Source organism: Candidatus Liberibacter asiaticus, assembly GCF_000590865.3.
In the GTDB taxonomy this organism is placed as follows: domain Bacteria; phylum Pseudomonadota; class Alphaproteobacteria; order Rhizobiales; family Rhizobiaceae; genus Liberibacter; species Liberibacter asiaticus.
Genome location: NZ_CP010804.2, coordinates 804,975 through 825,022 on the forward strand (window position 1 = coordinate 804,975; position 20,048 = coordinate 825,022).

Here is a 20,048-nt window from a genome sequence, read left to right on the forward strand (position 1 = left end):
AAAAAATGGGTTTCGATTAAAGGTGCGTTTCAATGAATCATTTTGATGTGATTATTATTGGTAGTGGTCTTGCAGGTTCTGTTGCTGCGATTGGTGCCGCTAAAAAGGGTTTTTTGACGGCACTTGTTTCTCCGAGATCTTTTTTGCAGGATTTACGCACGACTATGCTTATGGGTGAAGGAATTGACTTTTTAAAGGAGATCAACGTATGGGATTTTCTTCAAGATATAGCAGAACCCGTATCGTCTTTCAGATTAGTTGATATCACAGATCGCTTGATAACGGCTCCAGATGCCATATTTCACTCTTCTGAGATTGGTTTAGATGCGTTCGGTTATAATATTCCTAATCATGTATTGATGGAATCTTTTGCGGAGAAAATTTCTCAAGATCCTCTTATTCATTGTTTTGATGCTTTGGCGAATGAGATCCAAATAGGAGAGGAAGAGGTTACAATTCTTCTTTCTACGGGACAACAAATTGTTGGTCAATTTCTTATCGGTAGTGATGGGCGCAATTCATCTGTTCGTCGACAAATGGGTTATGGAGAGAATAAATGGTCTTATCCACAGAAAGCACTTGTTCTCAATTTTCAGCATTCTATGCCTCATAATGGTCGATGTGTAGAATTCCATAAGTCTCTAGGGACTATTACTCAAATTCCTTTGAGGGAAAATTTTTCTAGTTTGGTATGGATAATGGAATCTCAAGAAGCGGATTTCTATTATAAACTTCCTGTCAATGAAATAGCGCGCAGGCTTGAACAGTATCTCTATCCTGTGATTGGTAAGATTGAGGTGGTGACAGATGTGCAAATTTTTCAATTGTCAGGGATGATATCGCATTGTTTTGGTAAGAAGAGGGTAGTGCTCGTTGGAGAAGCGGCGCACGCATTACCCCCTATATGTGGGCAAGGTCTCAATTTATCCATGCGAGATGTTATCATTTTATTGAACTTGTTTCAATCTGAGCATATGTCTTTTCGAGCTATAGGAAATCGTTACCATGCTATGCGCCGTGGAGATATTATTAAGAGAATTGTAGGTACAGATCTGTTTAATCGATCACTATTTTCGCGATATCCTCTGTTGCAAATTTTGCGTGCAGGAACGTTTCATCTTTTAAAAAGAGTTACACCTCTTCGCCACCAAGTCATGCGTCAATCGCTTTTTTTACGCGATTTATGATGTTCTAGGGAGTGTTTTGCTCAAAGTTATTTTCCTTATAACAGCAATATATACCATATATGGCGATGATAATATAACAGACAGCTGGAACAAACATTGCATCTCTTAAACTGGCAATATCTACAAGATATCCCACGCCCAAAGGAATAATGACACCCCCTGATATAGTTGTACATATAATGCCAGATCCCCCAGATGCTTGGTCTTCTAGGCTAGCACTTGCTAGAGAAAATATTGTGGGAAACATAATGGAATTAAACAGACCAACTGCTATGAGAGACCATCCTGATATAAAACCAGTGGTATAAGAAGAAAGGATTACTAAAGAGCATGCTGTGGTTGCGAATGCACACAGAGTTTTTTCTGCAGAAAAACGGGACAGTATCCAAGTTCCAATAAAACGACCAATCATTGCACTACCCCAGTATATCGCAGTATGTTGACCAGCAGATATTCCGTCCAAGTGCAGAGTATCATGGCGCATCAAGTAATTAGCCATAATACTGCCAATAGCTACTTCTGCACCAACATAAAGAAATATACATACTGCACCCATTGTAAATCGAGGATTTGCCAATATATCTAGTGTTTTGAGAAAACTTATATGATTTCTTTTATGATCAGCAAAACTATTGCGTTGCATCCAGCATAACCAAGTAGCAAGGAAAAGAATGATAGCAAGTACCAAATACATTTGGGAGATAACTCTTGCTGTATCAGTTTGGTAATCTTTCATAGTATCCGCTAACATGGATGTATTGGGACTTGCCAAGTTTCCTAGCATTAATACTGAACCGATATAAGGGAAAATCGCCGTGCCTAGGGAATTAAAAAATTGGGCGAAAGTCAGTCGACTAACAGCTGTATTAGGATCACCGAGTAAAGAAATAAAAGGGTTGAGGGCAACTTGGATTATAACAACCCCTATTGCTAAAATACATAGGGCGATTAAAAACACTTTAAAAGTTGTAATTTCAATGGTAGCTGTGAATAGAATGCATCCTAATGACATAATCAGTAATCCTGTGCAAATGCCTTTTATATATCCATATCGTTGAATGAACATTCCAGCAGGAATAGAGAAGAAAAAGTAGCAAGAAAAGAAAATGGCTTCCACAAGCATTGCTTGTAGATAGGTGAGGGAAAAGCTATTTTGTAGTTTTGGGACGAGAATAGAGTTTAGACTGGTTATGCCACCGAATAGAAAAAATAAGATGAAAATATAAATTTTGGTACACTGAATATTGCGAGCAATGGTATCTTTCATGATCTTTTTCTCCTAATAGAAAGCAGTAAATTTATAAAGAATAGCAGTAAATTTATAAAGAATAATCGATAATGGCTTTTAGTATTTAAGTTTGTTTATGTCAGAGAATATAAAATCAGGTATATATTTCATCTATTACACGATGTAAACTATATTAGTTGTCTATAAGATGATTAACTATTATTCCACATAACACTCTCATAATATGGGTCTCTGCAAGGATCAGAGAGAGATTTTTGGGGAAAATTCTGGAAAAGATGAGCTGTTTTAAAGGTGATATCATTTTATTTTTCTAGCCATAATCAATCTGTTGAGTTTTAAGGATGACTAGGCAATAGAATATAATAGACAATAGAGGGTAATCTATTTTTTGTTCAGGGTTTTGAAGCCGATATCTCGTCGTATCGCTCTGACGTCATCGTTCATGAAGTAATAAAACGCATGTCGAGTGCCTAGTGAATATTCAAGAGGCTGTAATCCACCAACAATTCAATGGACATAAGAAGCTGCGAATCTAGCAAAAGATTAGGCGATCGTACGATGAAGAAAATGGTGGGTGATGCCGGATTCGAACCAGCGACCAACTGATTAAGAGTCAGCTGCTCTACCGCTGAGCTAATCACCCATGGGGAATATTTTAACATGTCGAGCTGGTATAGTCATTATTCTAGCTTTTGTCCAGTATAGTAATCAATTGAAATGCCTTATGTGATGATAACACATGATGCTATTTTTTTTTGATTATACGTTCATATGTAACAAAGGTATTACGTGAAAAAAAGAAAAAATTCACTCTAATGGCACGTATCGTACTCGCTATATTTTTTGCCTAAAGATCAGAAGCTATAATATTGGGTAGGGGGTAGTGGTAGAGGGAATAACTCTAATATATTTTTTGTTTTTTTAGGAGAAGGGCTTCCCCTTTGATCTTCTTGATTTGAACTACTGGGCACATCGTGACTTCTTTTCTTTCCCTCACTATGAACTGTCGCACCTACTAACTGCTCGCAACCATCTCCCAGTGGAGCCAGTGGAGACAAAACGTTTAGTGCTACTGTAGTAGGGTAGGATGGCGCTTTATATTTTTCAAAAGCAAATATTTCAGAGCAAAACAACACCAAACATTGGATGCTGAGTATGCAAACGAGTAAATTTCGACAGGCAGAACGCAAAAACATAGAACAACACGCCTCCCCTTATAATATACTAAAAGAACTAGCGTTAATTATAACATATCTTTAAGAAAATGGCAATGATCATGAAAGATTGGAAAAGCTTTCATGTAATAATAAGACGATCGCTTAAATATTTTGCTAGATAACCAAAGGCACGATCATAGATAATTATTGTCAATCCCATTTCAACTCTGCTCCTTGTTGATATTCTGTGACCCGAGTTTCGAAGAAGTTTTTTTCCTTTTTCAAATCTATTACTTCACTCATCCAAGGGAAAGGGTTTTCTGTATATTTGAACAAAGGTTCTAAACCGATTTGGTGACAACGACGATTGGCGATGAACTGCATATATTGTTCACATGAGGGAGCATTTAACCCCACGAACCCTTTTGGCATTGTTTCATGTGCATAGGCGATTTCGAGGAGGGTAGCTTCATGGAGCATGGTGCGACTTTTTTGTTGGAACTCTTTTGTCCAAAGATGGGGGTTTTCGATTTTAATTTGGTTGATGACATCAATACCAAAATTGAGATGCAGTGATTCATCTCGCATGATGTATTGATATTGTTCGGCGATTCCCACCATTTTATTGGCTCTTCCTAGCGATAGTATTTGAGCAAACCCCGTGTAAAACCACATTCCTTCAAACACGACATAAAAAACGAAGAGATCTTGTAAGAATTCTTGATCTGCGTCTTTTGTTCCAGTAGTGAAGGATGGAGAGCTCAGAGTTTGAGTATACTGTAAAGCCCAATTGGCTTTAGCGGTGATGGAAGGGACTTCTCGATACATGTTAAATAGTTCTCCTTCATCAAGACCGAGACTAGTGATAATGTATTGGAAGGTATGGCTATGCACTGCTTCTTCGAATGCTTGTCGTAGGAGATATTGTCGACATTCAGGATTAGAAAGATGGCGATAGATTGCTAGGACAATATTGTTAGCGACTAGGCTTTCAGAAGAGGCGAAAAATCCGAGGTTACGTTTAATCATCAGGCGTTCATCATCTGTCAATCCGTTTTTTGATTTCCACAGTGCAAGATCGTCTTGCATAGGTACTTCGGTTGGCATCCAATGATTATTGCAAGCAGATAAATACTTTTCCCATGCCCATCCGTATTTTAGGGGTAATAACTGATTGACGTCGGAGCGGGCATTCAACATGCGTTTATCATCGACATTGACCCGCTTTTCTCCTGCTTGAATAGGGCTTAATCCTGTGTTATTTGCCATGTGTGATCCTTTATTTTTTGCTGTTAAAAATTTGCGAAAATGTTAGAAAAATCGTTAAATCAATGGTTTTTTTGCAGGTTATTTGGACGGTAAGGAGGAGATAAGTAGTTGATTTTTTTTAGAAGCAAATTATGCGATCTCTTTCGCTTAATGGATAAGAGCTTTCTAGGATTTTTCGTGCTTTTTTTTCATCTTCTCCCATATATATTTTTAATTTTTCTATGTCTTTAAATTTTATTTCTGGACGTAAGTAATCAAAGAATGAAACAGTGCATCTTTGTCCGTAGATTTCTTGAGAAAAGTCAAAAATAAAACTTTCTAGAAGAAGAGGTCCGTTTGGGACCATAGTTGGATTTCTACCAAAATTTGCAACTCCGCTATAAGACGTTTGGTCTTGTGTGCGAAAGCGGATAGCATAAACCCCTTCTTTGAGTAATATATCAGGTGAAAGCTGCATATTAGCAGTAGGAAATCCTAGCGTTCGTCCTATTTTTTCCCCATGAATGACGTCCGATTCAATGGTGAAGCGATACCCGAGCAAGTGAGCAGCATTCAGAACATGACCCTTTGTCAGTGCGGTTCTAATATTGCTGGAAGATACAATTTGAGATTTATTATTGCGCAATTCATCAATGAAAACGGTATGAAAACCATATTTTTCTCCTCTTTTTTGCAAGATACCTCTATCTCCAGCGCGATCTTTTCCAAAACGGAACTTAGTTCCCGTAATTACTGTTTTTACTTCTAGCCATTCTACCAATACTTTTTGTATAAATTGTTCGGCGGAATAATTGGCTGTTTCTAAAGTGAATTTATATCGAATAAGTGCAGAAAACCCCATTTTTTCTAGGATTTTTTCCTGAATCGATGGTGGGCTTAATGTAAATATTGGGGAAGAAGATTGTATAATAGTACGGGGATGAGGATTGAATGATAGAACTGTAATAGGAGAATTATTAGCTATTTTAATCGCTTGTTCTAGTATCAGATGATGTCCAAGATGTATTCCATCGAAATTTCCGATGGCAACCACTCCACCTTTTAAATGATTTGGTAGTGATTGATTAATTTCAATGTTATGGAAAACGTGCATGGTTGTCCTTGTTCAGATTAGTTGTTGGATCCACCAATGAGGATATAAATTTTTCTTAGTAAAGAAATTTTGCAGCATCTGAGCATCAATGTTATCGTTGAACAAGTATTCATGCCTATGGATTCCGTCACTGACGTATAATGCATCTATGCCGGATTGCAGGGCTCCTTTTATATCGGTATCCATTCCATCTCCTATAGCGAGGATACGTTTTTTATTGAATGAATTACATAAAGAGGATATTTTTTTAAATGCCATTTCGTAAATAGGCAAATGGGGTTTCCCAATCATTTTAACTATGCCGTTCAGTTGTTGATAGATAAGTGCCAATGCTCCAGCACAAGGAATAATTTTATTACCACGGTTGGCGACGATATCAGGATTAGCGCAAATAAGAGGAATGTGGCGATGGGCAAAACGTTCTAGAAGCATACGGTAATCTTCGGTTTTGTCTTTTTCATCGTCGTATAGTCCGGTGCATAGTATGGTTTCTGCGTGTTGCTCATTGACTATTTTAATATTGAGTTTTTCAAGTAGAGCATAATCTCTTTGAGGGCCTATGAAAAAGATATTGTGTGATTCCTCTACAAGAAGATGGTGTGTTAAATCCCCAGAAGTGATAATATCGTCCCAGAATTGAGATGAAGATCCTAATGATTGTATTTGAGAAATAACACTTGCAGATGGGCGTGGAGAATTGGTAAACAATATTACTTTCAAACCATTTTCGCGTGCTTCTTTGAGGGCGGGAATGGTGCCAGGAAGAAATTTTTGTCCATTATGGAGGACTCCCCATACGTCACAAAGGATGACATCGTAATAGGGTAGAATTGTTCGCAGAGATGTGATTTCTTTCGTCATTGACTGCCTACTATATTCGATCGCATCCGTAATAATGCATGCATATTCAATATTTATTAGATATAACTATTTTTTGTCAATTTGTTCCGTGATTGCATGTATTACAAAATGAATTTGTTTATTCTTAATCCCTCCTCTTGACTTCAAAGCTATTTATTCCTAAATCCTTGTTACTAGTGCTCGCCTTGGTGGAATGACAACAATGGCGAGAAAATTATTTGTATGTCGTTATTATATTAGTTTTACGTTAAAGGAGTTTAGAGTATGGTAGGTGAGCATAAGAACTATTTACGTCCTACAAGGGGTCGTGTAGTTGTACGCCGTCTTCAAAGTGAAATAAAGACTGCAACCGGTAATATTCTGATACCTGATACTGTTTCTGAAAAGCCTTCTGCTTCTAGTGGTGAAATCATGTGGGTTGGTGCTGGTGTTATGGATCAGAGTGGAAAAGTAATTGAGCCTGAAGTCAGTAAAGGTGACATTGTCCTTTTTGGCAAGTGGTCTGGGACAGAGATTAAGCTTAACGACGGTGAAGAGTATCTTGTGATGCAAGAATCAGACATCATGGGTATCGTTGTTGAGGAGAAAAAAAATAAGTAGGTGTTTGGATGGGGTCTTATATGGATCCCTGTTGGTGATTTGATTTTGTAAAATCTAGGAGTTTTAGTCTATGGCTGCTAAAGATATTAAGTTGGGTACTGCTGCGCGGGATGCTATTGCATATGGTGTTAATACGCTTGCCGAGGCTGTAAAATGTACTCTTGGTCCTAAAGGGCGTTGTGTTATAATTGGCAATTCTTTCGGTGCTCCTCGCGTTACTAAGGATGGTGTCACTGTTGCTAAAAGTATCAGTTTTAAGAATCATTTTCATGAGGTCGGTGCTCGTATGATACGAGATGTGGCGACTAATACAGAAGATAGTTCGGGAGATGGTACCACTACGGCTACTTGTCTTGCTCAAGCAATTTATAATGAGGGTCGGAAATATGTTACCGCAGGTCTCAATCCTATGGACATAAAACGTGGTATCGATCTCGCCGTTCAAGAAGTGGTTGAGTATCTTAAGGCGAATCATAAGAAGGTGGGAAGTCGTGAAGAAATTATCCAGGTAGCGACTATTTCTGCTAACGGTGATAGAGAGATTGGTGAAAAGATTGCTTATGCAATGGAACAGATAGGTCCGCATGGAATCATCACCATTGATCAGGCTAAAACAGCGACTACTGAAGTGAGAGTTGTTCAAGGTATGCAGATTGATCGGGGATATATCTCTCCTTACTTCGTAACCAGCACCGAAAGGATGACGGCTGAGGTTGAGAATCCATATATTTTGATTTACGACAAGAAAATATCAGCGCTTCAACCGTTACTTCCAATATTGGAAAGTGCAACACAGTCGGGTCGTCCTTTGTGTATTATTGCTGAAGATGTGGAAGGGGATGCGTTGGCAACTCTTGTTGTTAATAGAGTGCGTTGCGGGTTGCCAGTTCTTGCAGTGAAGGCGCCTGCTTTTGGTGATCGTCGTAAGGAAGTTCTTCGCGATATTGCCGCTGTAGTTGGGGCTACTGTTATTTCCGAAGAAATTGGTCTTAAGCTTGAAAAAGCCACGATTGCTGATTTGGGTTCTGCTAAAAAAGTTGTCATGTCTAAAGATGATACAACAATCGTTGGGGGAAATGGTCCTTCAGAGAGAATTGAAGGTCGTATTAACGAAATTCAAAAAGCTATTGAAGATACTAAGTCCGATTATGATCGTGACAAACTAAAAGAGCGCTTAGCTAAGTTAGCAGGGGGTGTTGCTGTCTTAGAAGTTGGAGATGTAACTGAGGCGGCGTTGGGCGAGAAAAAAGATCGTTACCAAGATTCACTTGATGCTACGCGTGCTGCTTCTGATGAAGGTATTGTCCCAGGGGGCGGTATTGCGCTCGTCCGTGCAGCTCAGGCATTGTCTGTCAAAGGAGATAATGAGGATCAGTGTGCTGGTATAGAAATTGTTCGTAAGGCTCTTTCTTATCCATGTCGTCAAATTATTAAAAATGCTGGAGATGAATCTGAGCTTATTGTCAGCAAAATACAGGAAAGCAAAACTGCTAACTACGGTTATAATGCTCAAAAAAGTGTTTTCGGTGATATGTTTGAAATGGGTATCATTGATCCTGTGAAGGTAGTTCGCAATGCTTTACAGTCTGCGGGTTCTCTTGCAGGTATGATGCTTATTACTGAGGCTGTTGTTGTTGATGCGCCAAAAGATGAAACAGCATCTCCTCAAATGCCTGCCGGTGGCGGTATGGGCGGTGGTATGGGTGGTATGGATATGATGATGTAAATCATTTCCATATACTTATATATGCTTATGGGAGAAGGAAGCTCTTAGAGTTTCCTTCTCTTTTTTGTATAAGGTCATATTTTTTTTTATTCTTTTTATTATAAAAATTTTCCTTCTATATGAGATTATTTTTTATTTATTCAATTTTATGAAAAGAGATTCGTGTATTCGTTATTTCGTTCATCTAGGTTCTTTGTAGAATCTCAATGTCTATAACAATGATAAACCGACTTCTCAAATCTGGATGGGACAAGATATGAATGGTGCGAACATTTTAAAATTAAAAGTATTCGATAAACTGGGGTGGATGTTGCTTTTCAGAAAAAGATGTCAAGTTTAATGACCAAACAATTGAAGAACTGATTTAGAAGACGGTAAAGCCATCAGAATAGAAAGTCGTAATCTTGCGAACAGCATTCCAAGTGCCACAAGAAATGTATTGGATGCCTGTATGGATACAGGATGTGAACAGGAAGTAGGGGGTGCTCTTCTGGAGACGCGAAATTTACCGATGGGTCAATTTAGTGACTGGAAAGATCGCTAATTTGTATCTTCAGAAGATAGAAACAAAAGATGACAAGTTCGAGTATTGCGACGTATGGAATGGTCAAACAAGAAATTGGCTACGTGAGGTGGTCGGAAAAATTAGACCAAGTGACATGAGCCGAGTTTGTTGAGCTTAAAAGTGCCGTTGCGCTACTTAAAAAATTAGATTGTCATGAAGCAGGCGCGGAAACAACAAACGCGTATAGAGAAAGTATTGATGAAGTGCTGAACATCCTCGTAACGGTGAAAGGAGTAACAACGTTCATCAAGTTATTAGTTCATAGCATTACTGATTAGAAGTTTCCTTTCCCTTGGTGCATAGATCGTCTATCATACGAAGGATTTTTTAAAGAGATGATTTCATTTTTAATAGGTAGTTTCGCACGGTTCATTATTAGGCTCTTTTCTTAGTCTTCTTGAAGAATGCATAAAGTTCATAGTGGAAGTATTGTATGAATTGTGGAAAGTGTATTGTTAAGATTCTTGTATTTTTATCACGCTAAATGGTTTTGCGTTTTGAGAGGGGAACAATAGGTGAGGTACCTTGCAATAAGCTGAAAATTAAATGCGACGAGAAAACAGCGATTATTGTGTGATGGAGAGGGATGATTTTAATAACAATATCTTTTCTTCATTGACTTTGAAATGTTTGCCTATTCTTCGAACTTATAAGATTATTTATTTTACATCCTATTAGTTAGCATATTTTATTGCACTTCTTGATAGTTTTACTCGAAAGAGGGGTAGCATCTGTATTTTTCTGAATTGTATTTTAACAGTGATGACAAGATTTTACATTTAATGATTTTAACTTTTTCAGTTTATATCATTGCCATAACTGGAAAGAGGTTTATTTCTGCAAAGTCGGCTTATCATCTATGGTAGCATTCTAGGCGATTCTAAATGCTTATTTACTACCTAAAATATAAAAAAGAATAACAGGAGATAACGGAGGTGAATCTATACAAAAGACGTACACCCAACTCTCCTCAGGAAATCAAAATATCGCTTAACAAGAGAAGGAGATACAAAAAATAACCCTGAATGGTGGGCAATGAGAGGATCGAACTCCCGGCATCCTCGGTGTAAACGAGGCGCTCTACCACTGAGCTAATCGCCCTATGCGCATCTACCTTACAATAATTCTTGGATGTTCGCAAATAGAAAAATGAAATAGAATATTTTTTTGTTGATAAAAAATGCATATTATTTTTTCATATAAGGCAATTATTTTATCGTATGTATGAATTGTATAAGGATTGGTTATGTAGTAGGGTATCAACATCTTTGTTGCATAATTTTGTTATGACTGATTCATTTTAGTTGTATTGTGTTTATAAATTTTGTAATAAAGAACTTATAACATGCTTTTTTTATTTGCTTGCCATCGACATTCTGCAGTGGATTGATTGTCGTAATTTGCAAAGTAATAGCGGGTGTAGCTCAGTTGGTTAGAGCGCCGGCCTGTCACGCCGGAGGTCACGGGTTCGAGCCCCGTCACTCGCGCCATATGAATAATTATTTTGTGCCGTATATTTGGTTGTTGTATAGTGATTAGTATTCGTTTTTAATGTAATATTATTGTATTTTTGCGAGAATAAACTTCTCCCGTACGGATACGTGCTTTGATAGCGGAAATTATTTCAAGATGAGTGATCTTTTAACTTCTTATGCACCGATTTTAGTGTTTATGGCGATTGCGTCGGCAATAGTTATTGTCCTCATGATTTCTCCATTTATTGTTGCTTTTAAGTCTCCTGATCCAGAAAAATTATCAACTTACGAATGTGGTTTTGATCCTTTTGACGATGCTCGTGTAAAGTTTGATATTCGCTTTTGTTTAGTGTCTGTTTTGTTTGTGATTTTTGACTTAGAAATTGCTTTTTTGTTTCCTTGGGCAGTTTATTTCAAGCAGATTACTTGGTTGGGATTTGGATCAATGATGGTATTTTTAGGAATTTTAACTGTTGGCTTCATCTATGAGTGGAAAAAAGGAGCCTTAGAATGGGATTAACAACGGTTAATCAAAAGATCATTTCTGGTCAGAGCTCTTGTTCATTAGAGAAGGTAGACGCAGATTTTTCTAGAATTAGTAGTGAGATAACGCACAAAGGATTCCTTGTTACCTCTGTTGATCAGCTGGTTACTTGGGCGCGCACTGGATCATTGATGTGGATGACTTTTGGATTAGCGTGTTGTGCGGTTGAGATGATGCAAGCTTCTATGCCTCGGTATGATCTTGAGCGTTTTGGCTTTGCACCGCGTGCTTCGCCGCGTCAGTCAGATGTTATGATTGTTGCGGGTACATTAACTAACAAGATGGCTTCAGCTCTTCGAAGGGTATACGACCAAATGCCTGAACCTCGTTATGTTATTTCGATGGGGTCGTGTGCTAATGGAGGAGGTTATTACCATTATTCTTATTCTGTTGTGCGAGGATGTGATCGTATTGTTCCTGTAGATATTTATGTTCCTGGCTGTCCACCCACAGCAGAGGCTCTTATTTATGGAATTCTTTTATTGCAAAAGAAGATTCGTCGTGTTGGAAATGTCAAGTGTTAAAAAGGTAGCAATGTGGTTAGAAAGATTGAAGATCTCGGTGATTACATAGTTAATTCATTTAGTGGTTCTGTGAGATTTGCCGTTAATTCAGTCGGAGAATTATCTCTTGATGTTGATTGTGGTGATCTAGTTTCGCTTTGTAGTTTTCTTCGAGATGATCCGCATTGTTGTTTTGTAAACATAATAGACTTGTGTGGTGTGGATTTTTTAAGTCGCTCTAATCGTTTTGATGTGGTTTATCACTTTTTGTCTCCAAAATATAATCGTCGTTTGCGAGTCAAAATCGCTGTTGCTGAAGGGAAATCCGTTCCTTCTATCGTGGGGATCTATCCTGGGGCGGATTGGTTTGAGCGTGAAGTATGGGATATGTATGGAATTTTCTTTGAAGGTCATCCTGATTTGCGACGTATTCTCACGGATTATGGTTTTGAAGGTCATCCTTTGCGCAAAGATTTTCCGGTTACTGGTTTTGTAGAGCTTCATTACGATGATAAGGTTAAAAAGGTTGTTTATCGTCCTGTAGAATTGATGCAAGAGCACCGCGACTATGATTTTTTATCTCCTTGGGAGGGGGTGAATTCTTTGTTTGCTAAGGAAGATTCAAAGGATGATATGTCTTAGGGAAGTATGCTTGTTATGCTACGAGTTTTATGGGATGGAGTCCATATAGATGGATAAAAAGAAGAGTCGTAGTTTTACTATAAATTTTGGGCCGCAACATCCTGCAGCACATGGAGTTTTACGGCTTATTCTTGAGCTTGATGGTGAGATTGTAGAGCGTGTTGATCCTCATATAGGTCTTCTGCATAGAGGTACCGAAAAGCTTATTGAGACAAAAACTTTTTTGCAGGCAGTTCCGTATTTTGATCGTCTGGATTATGTGGCGCCTATGAATCAAGAACATGCGTATGCTTTGGCAGTGGAAAAGCTTCTCGGTATTGAAATCCCAATTCGGGGACAGTTAATTCGGGTTCTTTATTCTGAAATTGGGCGTATTCTCTCTCATTTATTAAATGTTACCACGCAGGCGATGGACGTTGGAGCCTTGACTCCTCCTTTGTGGGGATTCGAAGAGCGAGAAAAGCTTATGGTGTTTTACGAGCGTGCTTCTGGTTCACGTATGCATGCGGCATATTTTCGTCCTGGTGGAGTGCATCAGGATATTCCTCCAGAATTGGTAGAGGATATAGGTTGTTGGTGTGATTCTTTTCCGTCTGCTCTTAATGATATCAGCGATCTGTTAACTGGGAATCGTATATTTAAACAGCGTAACGTTAATATTGGGACCGTTAAGCTTGAAGATGCGTGGGGATGGGGATTTTCAGGAGTTATGATTCGTGGATCTGGTGCAGCTTGGGATTTGCGTAAATCTCAACCGTATGAATGTTATTCAGAATTAGATTTTGATATTCCGATCGGCAAACACGGGGATTGTTATGATCGCTATCTAGTGCGTATGATGGAAATGCGTGAATCTGTGAAAATCATACGACAATGTGTCAATCGTTTACTTGGAAAGAATAAGGTCGGTCCGGTATCTGCATCTGATCCTAAAATTGTTCCTCCGAAGAGAGCGGATATGAAGCGTTCTATGGAATCGTTGATTCATCATTTTAAGCTTTATACCGAAGGATATCATGTTCCAGTTGGTGAAGTTTATGCGGCTGTAGAAGCTCCTAAAGGAGAATTTGGAGTTTATTTGATTTCTGATGGTGGTAATAAACCCTATCGGTGTAAGATTCGTGCGCCTGGATATGCGCATCTTCAGGCAATGGAATTTTTGTGCAAAGGGCATCAGCTGGCAGATGTATCAGCGATTCTAGGGTCTTTGGATATTGTTTTTGGTGAAGTTGATAGGTAAATTCTACTTGAGTGTTTTTTTATTGGTGCAAATCTTTAATTTATATGAAATTTGATAAGGGCGTGAAGGGATATGTCTGTTCGTCGATTAGCAGAAGAAGAATTTCAACCTTCATCTTTCTCTTTTAGTGAAGAAAGTGCCATTTGGGTCAATGAAGTTATAAGTAGATATCCTCCATCGCGGTGTCAGTCTGCGGTTATTCCGTTGCTGATGCGTGCTCAAGAACAAGAAGGATGGGTTAGTCGTGCTGCGATTGAAGTGGTTGCTAATATATTGGATATGGCATATATTCGTGTTCTTGAAATTGCCACTTTTTATACGCAATTTCAATTGTCTCCAGTAGGAACGCGTGCCCATGTTCAGGTTTGTGGTACGACGCCGTGTATGTTGCGGGGTTGTGAAAAATTGATCGAGGTGTGTCGCAATAAAATTCATCAAAAACCGTTACATAGAAATTCAGATGGAACTCTTTCATGGGAAGAGGTTGAATGTCAGGGAGCTTGTGTCAATGCACCCATGGTTATGATAGGGAAAGATACTTATGAAGATTTGACGCCAGAGCGTTTAGAAGAAATTATTGATGCTTTTTCTACAGGACAAGGTGATACCATACGTCCTGGTCCTCAAATTGACCGGATTAGTTCTGCACCTGCGGGAGGATTGACATCGCTTTTGGACAATAACAGCAAAAAAAGAGGTAAGAAAAAAAAGGATGATAAGATCTCTTGATTTTTTTCCGGTGCAAAAGGATTTTGGAGCTTAAAGGATATTATTGTCGCAGGATTAATGATTGAATTCTGTACTGATGTTGTGAATGGAATGCGAGGTAATGACGTGGAGATGCCCTACAAAGTTTTTGAAGATCTACGAAATTATTCTTCATAAGGGAAAATATAGAAAGTCTGAATATGTTAACAGATCAAGATCGTATTTTTACCAATCTATATGGTTTGCAGGGAAAATCTCTCAGCGATTCTATGAGTAGAGGGCATTGGGATAATGTTGATAAGATTTTAGAAAAAGGCCGTGATTGGATTATTAATGAAGTAAAAGCATCAGGTTTGCGTGGGCGTGGTGGTGCTGGTTTTTCGACAGGAATGAAGTGGTCTTTCATGCCGAAAGTATGTTCTGATCGTCCTCACTATCTTGTAGTGAATGCGGATGAATCGGAGCCGGGAACTTGTAAAGATCGTGATATTATGCGACATGAACCGCATACGTTAATTGAAGGTTGTGTTATTGCTTCTTTTGCTATAGGGGCACATTGTGCTTTTATTTATGTTCGTGGGGAATTTATAAGGGAACGTGAATCTTTACAGGCTGCCGTAGATGAATGTTACGCTAGCGGTCTTCTTGGATCGAATAGCAAACTTGGCTATGATGTTGATATTATTGTACATCATGGTGCTGGGGCTTATATTTGTGGAGAAGAAACAGCATTGCTCGAGAGTCTTGAGGGGAAGAAAGGTCAACCTCGGCTTAAACCTCCTTTCCCCGCTAATGTGGGTTTATATGGTTGTCCTACTACGGTGAATAACGTTGAATCTATTGCAGTAGTTCCGACTATTTTACGGCGTGGTGCTAGTTGGTATTCTGGATTTGGTCGAGAAAATAATAGAGGTACAAAGCTTTTTTCTATTTCAGGTCATGTTAATTATCCTTGTACTGTTGAAGAGTCTATGTCGATTACTTTTGATGAATTAATCGAGAAGCATTGTGGTGGCATTAGAGGAGGATGGGATAACCTTTTAGCTGTTATTCCAGGTGGTTCTTCTGTTCCGTGTCTTCCTGCTGGTCAGATGAGAGGTGCTATTATGGATTATGATGGTTTAAAAGAGATGGGATCAGGGCTGGGGACGGCAGCTGTGATAGTGATGGATCGATCTACGGATATCATTAAGGCAATATGGCGTTTATCTGTTTTTTACAAACATGAGAGTTGTGGTCAGTGTACACCTTGCCGTGAGGGAACTGGATGGATGATGCGAGTGATGGAGCGTTTAGTCAAAGGTATAGCTCAAAAGCGTGAAATTGATCTGCTTTATGAAGTAAGTAAGAATATAGAGGGGCGTACAATTTGTGCTCTTGGTGATGCAGCAGCGTGGCCAATACAAGGGTTAATAAAGAATTTTCGACCTTTGATTGAAGAGCGTATAGATCAATATCATAGATGTAACTTTCAATAGTCATCTAAAGTATCCTCTTGTAATAAATGGTTTATGCAAATGATGGTGAAGTTAAAGGTTGATGGTATAGAGATTGAAGTCCCTAGCGGTTTTACGATTTTGCAAGCTTGTGAGCTTGCTGGTGCTGAGATTCCTCGTTTTTGTTTTCATGAGAGGTTATCTATTGCTGGTAATTGTCGTATGTGCTTGGTGGAGATCAAGGGAATTGCATCGAAGCCGCAAGCTTCGTGTGCTATGAATGTTTCTGATTTACGTGCAGGACCTAACGGTGAATTGCCGGAAGTTTTTACTAAAAGTTCTATGGTGAAGAAGGCTCGTGCAGGTGTGATGGAGTTTCTTCTTATTAATCATCCATTAGACTGTCCTATATGTGATCAAGGAGGGGAATGTGACCTGCAGGATCAGGCTATTTTTTTCGGATTTGGATCTTCTCGTTATAGTGAAGAAAAGAGAGCTGTTGAAGATAAGTCCATAGGTCCTTTAGTAAAGACGGTGATGAATCGTTGTATTCACTGTACGCGTTGTGTACGTTTTATCACTGAAGTTGCAGGAGTCTCAGAATTAGGTTTGGTAGGAAGAGGTGAAAATGCTGAAATTACTACTTATCTTGAACAGTCGTTGACATCCGAAATGCAGGGTAACATCATCGACCTTTGTCCTGTTGGTGCTTTAACCTCTAAACCATTTGCGTTTACGGGTCGTTCATGGGAATTAACAAAGACCGACAGCATAGATGTGATGGATGCTCTTGGTTCTGCTATTAGAATTGATGCGCGTGGTTGTGAAGTTATGAGGATTCTTCCCCGTATCAATGAATCTATTAATGAAGAATGGATATCAGATAAAACCCGTTTTATTTGGGATGGACTGAAGGTACAGCGCTTAGATTGTCCTTATGCGCGTATCAATGGACGTTTGAAGCCCGTTAGTTGGGATTATGCCTTGAAGGCAATTAAGTCAGCTGTATTGTCTTCTGATGTGAAATTGGGGGCTGTTGTAGGAGATCTTTCTTCTGTAGAAGAAATATATGCGCTTAAGTTACTGATGCAATCCTTGGGCTGTGAGAATTTTGATTGCCGACAAAACGGTGAGTATCTGGATCCTTCGTACGGCCGTGCTAGTTACATTTTTAATCCTACTATTCAAGGAATAGAAGAAGCTGATGCCATGTTGATTATTGGTTCTAATCCTCGTTTGGAAGCTGCTGTTTTAAATGCACGTATTCGTAAACGTTGGCGACGTGGTAATTTCCCTATTGCTGTCATTGGGGATGTTGGAGAGTTGCGCTATAAATACGAGCATTTAGGAAATGGGAGTGAGGCTTTGGCTGATCTTGTATCGGGTCAACATCCTTTTTTTAAGAAGTTACAAGAGGCAACTCGTCCTTTGATTATAGTGGGTCAAGGGGCGCTCAGGGCTTCGGATAATGTAGAAGTGATGGCAAATATTGCGAAATTAGTTATTGATGTTGGAGGAATCAGCGATTCATGGAATGGTTTTGCGGTTTTGCATACCGTAGCCTCGCGTGTTGGAGCTTTGGATCTGGGTTTTGTTCCTGCTGACGATACTATCAATGCAATGAATATCTTGGACAAAACTGATATTGTCTTTTTGTTGGGGGCAGATGAGTTAGATTTTTCTGACAAGCAAGCGTTGACTGTGTATATAGGTTCGCATGGTGATAGAGGTGCTCAATCTGCCGATGTTATATTACCTGGAGCTGCATATACCGAAAAATCAGGTTTATGGGTTAATACTGAGGGGAGGGTACAAATGGGAATGCGTGCTATTTTTCCTCCGGGAGATGCAAAAGAAGATTGGGAAATTATTTGTGCTCTCGCGGATGAACTAAAATGTAGCCTGCCTTTTAGTTCTTTATCGCAATTGCGATCTCACTTGTATTCGCATCATCCTCATTTTATGCAATTAGATGAAATACGGCCTTCAGCTACAGATGGTATTTATGCTTTAGCTAAAAAAGTAGGAAAAATGCAGAAAAGAAATTTTGTTTCAACAGTGGAAAATTTTTATTTGGCAAATTCTATAGCAAGAGCATCAGCAACTATGGCGCAATGTTCTCTTGTTGCACAAAGTTGTGAAAAAAGAATTTTCGATAGTGCAAAGGAATTAGGATGATGTCTTCCTTTATAGAGGATTTTTTTGTGCCTTTATTCTTTATGGCTATTAAATCAATTGTTTTTTTAGTGGGTCTTTTGATTTTTATTGCATACGTTTTGCTTATGGATCGCAAGGTTTGGGCGGCAGTACAACTGCGTCGTGGTCCTAATGTGGTAGGGCCTTGGGGATTGTTGCAATCTTTTGCTGATTTTTTAAAATTTGTATTTAAAGAACCTATTATACCTAGTAAATCCAATAAGATATTGTTTCTTTTAGCACCACTTGTATCGGTTATTTTATCTTTATCTGCATGGGCTGTTGTTCCTGTTGCAGATGGTTGGATCATCGCGGATATTAATGTTGGAATACTTTATATTCTTGCCATTTCTTCTCTTGAAATCTATGGGATCATTATAGGAGGATGGGCATCAAATTCGAAATATGCATTCCTAGGCGCCTTGCGTTCTGCAGCACAGATGATTTCTTATGAAGTTTCTATTGGTTTAGTGATAGTAACAGTTGTGTTATGTGCAGGTTCACTTAATCTTACCGATATTGTCTATTCTCAAAAAAGTGGTCTAGGGACATTTTTGGGTTTTCCTCCTTCCATGCTTGATTGGTATTGGTTAGCGCTTTTCCCAATGTTTGTTGTTTTTTTTATCTCTCTTCTTGCAGAGACCAATCGTCCTCCTTTTGATTTATCTGAGGCGGAATCGGAGTTGGTTGCTGGTTATATGGTAGAATATAGTTCTACTCCCTATTTGTTATTTATGCTTGCCGAATATTCGACCATTGTTCTGATGTGTACTTTGGCAAGTATTTTATTTTTAGGAGGATGGTTGCCACCGTTTGATATTTCACTTTTTAAATCTATTCCTGGATTTTTTTGGCTTGTTTTTAAAACTTTAGGGCTATTTTTCATGGTAGCAATGGTCAAAGCGTTTGTACCACGCTATCGTTATGATCAATTAATGCGATTAGGATGGAAGGTTTTTCTTCCTCTATCGTTTGCAATGGTTTTGATTGTGTCTTTCTTCCTCAAGATTTATACGCTAATTAGGTAAAGGGATTAAAATGAGGATTTTTCGGTGTAATGTCAGTTTTCTTTTTCTTAAAGAGTTCGTTGGAGCATTTTTTCTTTGTTTACGGTATTTCTTTAAGGCTAAAACTACAATTAATTATCCTTTTGAGAAAGGTTCGACGAGTCCTCGTTTTAGAGGAGAGCATGCTCTGCGTCGTTATCCTAATGGAGAGGAAAGGTGTATAGCATGCAAGTTATGTGAAGCTATTTGTCCTGCACAGGCGATTACAATAGAATCAGGTCCTCGTTGTCATGATGGTACGCGTCGAACTGTTCGTTATGATATAGATATGATAAAGTGTATTTATTGTGGTTTGTGTCAAGAAGCTTGTCCAGTTGATGCTATTGTTGAAGGTCCTAATTTTGAATTTGCGACCGAAACTCGTCAAGAACTATATTATGACAAAGAGCGTCTTCTGAATAATGGTGATAGATGGGAAAGTGAAATTGTTCGTAATATTGTGACTGATTCTCCTTATCGTTAGTATGTTGCGTGATTTCTTGTGCTTTTTATTTTAATATAAGGATTTTTTCCTTCTAATAATATTTTGA

General features: G+C 38.6%; 16 protein-coding genes, 3 tRNA genes and 1 pseudogene. 13 read left to right on the plus strand and 7 right to left on the minus strand.

The window, feature by feature from the left end; translation table 11 throughout:
• Positions 1-32: 32 nt before the first annotated feature.
• Positions 33-1,187 (plus strand): FAD-dependent monooxygenase, encoded by a 1,155-nt coding sequence (locus CD16_RS03660; RefSeq protein ID WP_015452676.1) that lies wholly within the window; start codon positions 33-35, stop codon positions 1,185-1,187.
• Between the two features lie 4 nt (positions 1,188-1,191).
• Here the strand turns inward: CD16_RS03660 and CD16_RS03665 are convergent, their stop codons facing one another.
• The 6 genes from CD16_RS03665 to CD16_RS03690 form a co-directional block, all read right to left on the minus strand.
• Positions 1,192-2,454, minus strand: a complete 1,263-nt coding sequence (locus CD16_RS03665; RefSeq protein WP_015452677.1) for a sugar MFS transporter — start codon at positions 2,452-2,454, stop codon at positions 1,192-1,194.
• Positions 2,455-3,004: 550 nt separating this feature from the next.
• Positions 3,005-3,079: transfer RNA gene (locus tag CD16_RS03670), tRNA-Lys, on the minus strand.
• Between the two features lie 211 nt (positions 3,080-3,290).
• Positions 3,291-3,632: a hypothetical protein gene (locus CD16_RS03675; protein ID WP_015452678.1), complete on the minus strand. Its 342-nt coding sequence runs from the start codon at positions 3,630-3,632 to the stop codon at positions 3,291-3,293.
• A gap of 171 nt (positions 3,633-3,803) precedes the next feature.
• Positions 3,804-4,862 carry a ribonucleotide-diphosphate reductase subunit beta gene (locus CD16_RS03680; protein ID WP_015452679.1) on the minus strand — a complete coding sequence of 353 codons (1,059 nt, stop codon included), beginning with the start codon at positions 4,860-4,862 and terminating at the stop codon, positions 3,804-3,806.
• Positions 4,863-4,980: 118 nt separating this feature from the next.
• The gene (locus CD16_RS03685) at positions 4,981-5,955 is read right to left on the minus strand and encodes a bifunctional riboflavin kinase/FAD synthetase (protein WP_015824926.1); all 975 of its coding nucleotides are present in this window, start codon (positions 5,953-5,955) and stop codon (positions 4,981-4,983) included.
• Between the two features lie 12 nt (positions 5,956-5,967).
• Positions 5,968-6,816 (minus strand): TIGR01459 family HAD-type hydrolase, encoded by an 849-nt coding sequence (locus CD16_RS03690; RefSeq protein ID WP_015452681.1) that lies wholly within the window; start codon positions 6,814-6,816, stop codon positions 5,968-5,970.
• Between the two features lie 264 nt (positions 6,817-7,080).
• On the opposite strand from CD16_RS03690, the gene CD16_RS03695 reads away from it, so the two are divergent.
• Both CD16_RS03695 and groL read left to right on the plus strand, forming a co-directional pair.
• Positions 7,081-7,416, plus strand: coding sequence for a co-chaperone GroES (locus CD16_RS03695; RefSeq protein WP_015452682.1), 336 nt, complete (start codon positions 7,081-7,083; stop codon positions 7,414-7,416).
• 70 nt (positions 7,417-7,486) lie between these two features.
• Entirely contained in the window at positions 7,487-9,142 is a 1,656-nt protein-coding gene (gene groL, locus CD16_RS03700; RefSeq protein WP_015452683.1) for a chaperonin GroEL, read from the plus strand.
• 1,591 nt (positions 9,143-10,733) lie between these two features.
• Here groL and CD16_RS03710 read toward each other — a convergent pair.
• Positions 10,734-10,808: transfer RNA gene (locus CD16_RS03710), tRNA-Val, on the minus strand.
• A gap of 312 nt (positions 10,809-11,120) precedes the next feature.
• On the opposite strand from CD16_RS03710, the gene CD16_RS03715 reads away from it, so the two are divergent.
• The 10 genes and pseudogenes from CD16_RS03715 to nuoI all read left to right on the plus strand — a co-directional run bounded on the left by CD16_RS03715 (position 11,121) and on the right by nuoI (position 19,981).
• Positions 11,121-11,197: transfer RNA gene (locus tag CD16_RS03715), tRNA-Asp, on the plus strand.
• A 139-nt stretch (positions 11,198-11,336) separates the two neighbouring features.
• Complete coding sequence (locus tag CD16_RS03720; RefSeq protein WP_015452685.1) at positions 11,337-11,702, plus strand: NADH-quinone oxidoreductase subunit A; 366 nt, start codon at positions 11,337-11,339, stop codon at positions 11,700-11,702.
• Positions 11,693-12,250, plus strand: coding sequence for a NuoB/complex I 20 kDa subunit family protein (locus tag CD16_RS03725; RefSeq protein WP_015452686.1), 558 nt, complete (start codon positions 11,693-11,695; stop codon positions 12,248-12,250). Before CD16_RS03720 ends, CD16_RS03725 begins: the two co-directional genes overlap by 10 nt.
• Before the next feature lie 12 nt (positions 12,251-12,262).
• Complete coding sequence (locus CD16_RS03730; protein WP_015452687.1) at positions 12,263-12,871, plus strand: NADH-quinone oxidoreductase subunit C; 609 nt, start codon at positions 12,263-12,265, stop codon at positions 12,869-12,871.
• 49 nt (positions 12,872-12,920) lie between these two features.
• A complete protein-coding gene (locus tag CD16_RS03735; RefSeq protein WP_015452688.1) occupies positions 12,921-14,111 on the plus strand; it encodes an NADH-quinone oxidoreductase subunit D in 1,191 nt (396 codons plus the stop codon).
• Positions 14,112-14,183: 72 nt separating this feature from the next.
• Positions 14,184-14,828, plus strand: a pseudogene (nuoE, locus tag CD16_RS03740) (NADH-quinone oxidoreductase subunit NuoE); the annotation flags it as partial.
• A 191-nt stretch (positions 14,829-15,019) separates the two neighbouring features.
• Positions 15,020-16,297 (plus strand): NADH-quinone oxidoreductase subunit NuoF, encoded by a 1,278-nt coding sequence (gene nuoF, locus CD16_RS03745; protein ID WP_015452691.1) that lies wholly within the window; start codon positions 15,020-15,022, stop codon positions 16,295-16,297.
• Between the two features lie 42 nt (positions 16,298-16,339).
• Positions 16,340-18,433 carry an NADH-quinone oxidoreductase subunit NuoG gene (gene nuoG / locus CD16_RS03750; protein ID WP_031934960.1) on the plus strand — a complete coding sequence of 698 codons (2,094 nt, stop codon included), beginning with the start codon at positions 16,340-16,342 and terminating at the stop codon, positions 18,431-18,433.
• Positions 18,433-19,479 carry an NADH-quinone oxidoreductase subunit NuoH gene (gene nuoH, locus CD16_RS03755; protein WP_015452693.1) on the plus strand — a complete coding sequence of 349 codons (1,047 nt, stop codon included), beginning with the start codon at positions 18,433-18,435 and terminating at the stop codon, positions 19,477-19,479. The genes nuoG and nuoH overlap by 1 nt, the downstream gene beginning before the upstream one ends.
• 10 nt (positions 19,480-19,489) lie before the next feature.
• The gene (gene nuoI / locus CD16_RS03760) at positions 19,490-19,981 is read left to right on the plus strand and encodes an NADH-quinone oxidoreductase subunit NuoI (protein WP_015452694.1); all 492 of its coding nucleotides are present in this window, start codon (positions 19,490-19,492) and stop codon (positions 19,979-19,981) included.
• Positions 19,982-20,048: the final 67 nt, after the last annotated feature.

Bases quoted from the DNA above. Each gene is read 5' to 3' on its own strand.
- CD16_RS03660 (WP_015452676.1), top strand. From the start codon at position 33: ATGAATCATTTTGATGTGATTATTATTGGTAGTGGTCTTGCAGGTTCT.
- CD16_RS03665 (WP_015452677.1), bottom strand. From the start codon at position 2,454: ATGAAAGATACCATTGCTCGCAATATTCAGTGTACCAAAATTTATATT.
- CD16_RS03675 (WP_015452678.1), bottom strand. From the start codon at position 3,632: ATGTTTTTGCGTTCTGCCTGTCGAAATTTACTCGTTTGCATACTCAGC.
- CD16_RS03680 (WP_015452679.1), bottom strand. From the start codon at position 4,862: ATGGCAAATAACACAGGATTAAGCCCTATTCAAGCAGGAGAAAAGCGG.
- CD16_RS03685 (WP_015824926.1), bottom strand. From the start codon at position 5,955: ATGCACGTTTTCCATAACATTGAAATTAATCAATCACTACCAAATCAT.
- CD16_RS03690 (WP_015452681.1), bottom strand. From the start codon at position 6,816: ATGACGAAAGAAATCACATCTCTGCGAACAATTCTACCCTATTACGAT.
- CD16_RS03695 (WP_015452682.1), top strand. From the start codon at position 7,081: ATGGTAGGTGAGCATAAGAACTATTTACGTCCTACAAGGGGTCGTGTA.
- groL (WP_015452683.1), top strand. From the start codon at position 7,487: ATGGCTGCTAAAGATATTAAGTTGGGTACTGCTGCGCGGGATGCTATT.
- CD16_RS03720 (WP_015452685.1), top strand. From the start codon at position 11,337: ATGAGTGATCTTTTAACTTCTTATGCACCGATTTTAGTGTTTATGGCG.
- CD16_RS03725 (WP_015452686.1), top strand. From the start codon at position 11,693: ATGGGATTAACAACGGTTAATCAAAAGATCATTTCTGGTCAGAGCTCT.
- CD16_RS03735 (WP_015452688.1), top strand. From the start codon at position 12,921: ATGGATAAAAAGAAGAGTCGTAGTTTTACTATAAATTTTGGGCCGCAA.
- nuoF (WP_015452691.1), top strand. From the start codon at position 15,020: ATGTTAACAGATCAAGATCGTATTTTTACCAATCTATATGGTTTGCAG.
- nuoG (WP_031934960.1), top strand. From the start codon at position 16,340: ATGGTGAAGTTAAAGGTTGATGGTATAGAGATTGAAGTCCCTAGCGGT.
- nuoH (WP_015452693.1), top strand. From the start codon at position 18,433: ATGTCTTCCTTTATAGAGGATTTTTTTGTGCCTTTATTCTTTATGGCT.
- nuoI (WP_015452694.1), top strand. From the start codon at position 19,490: ATGAGGATTTTTCGGTGTAATGTCAGTTTTCTTTTTCTTAAAGAGTTC.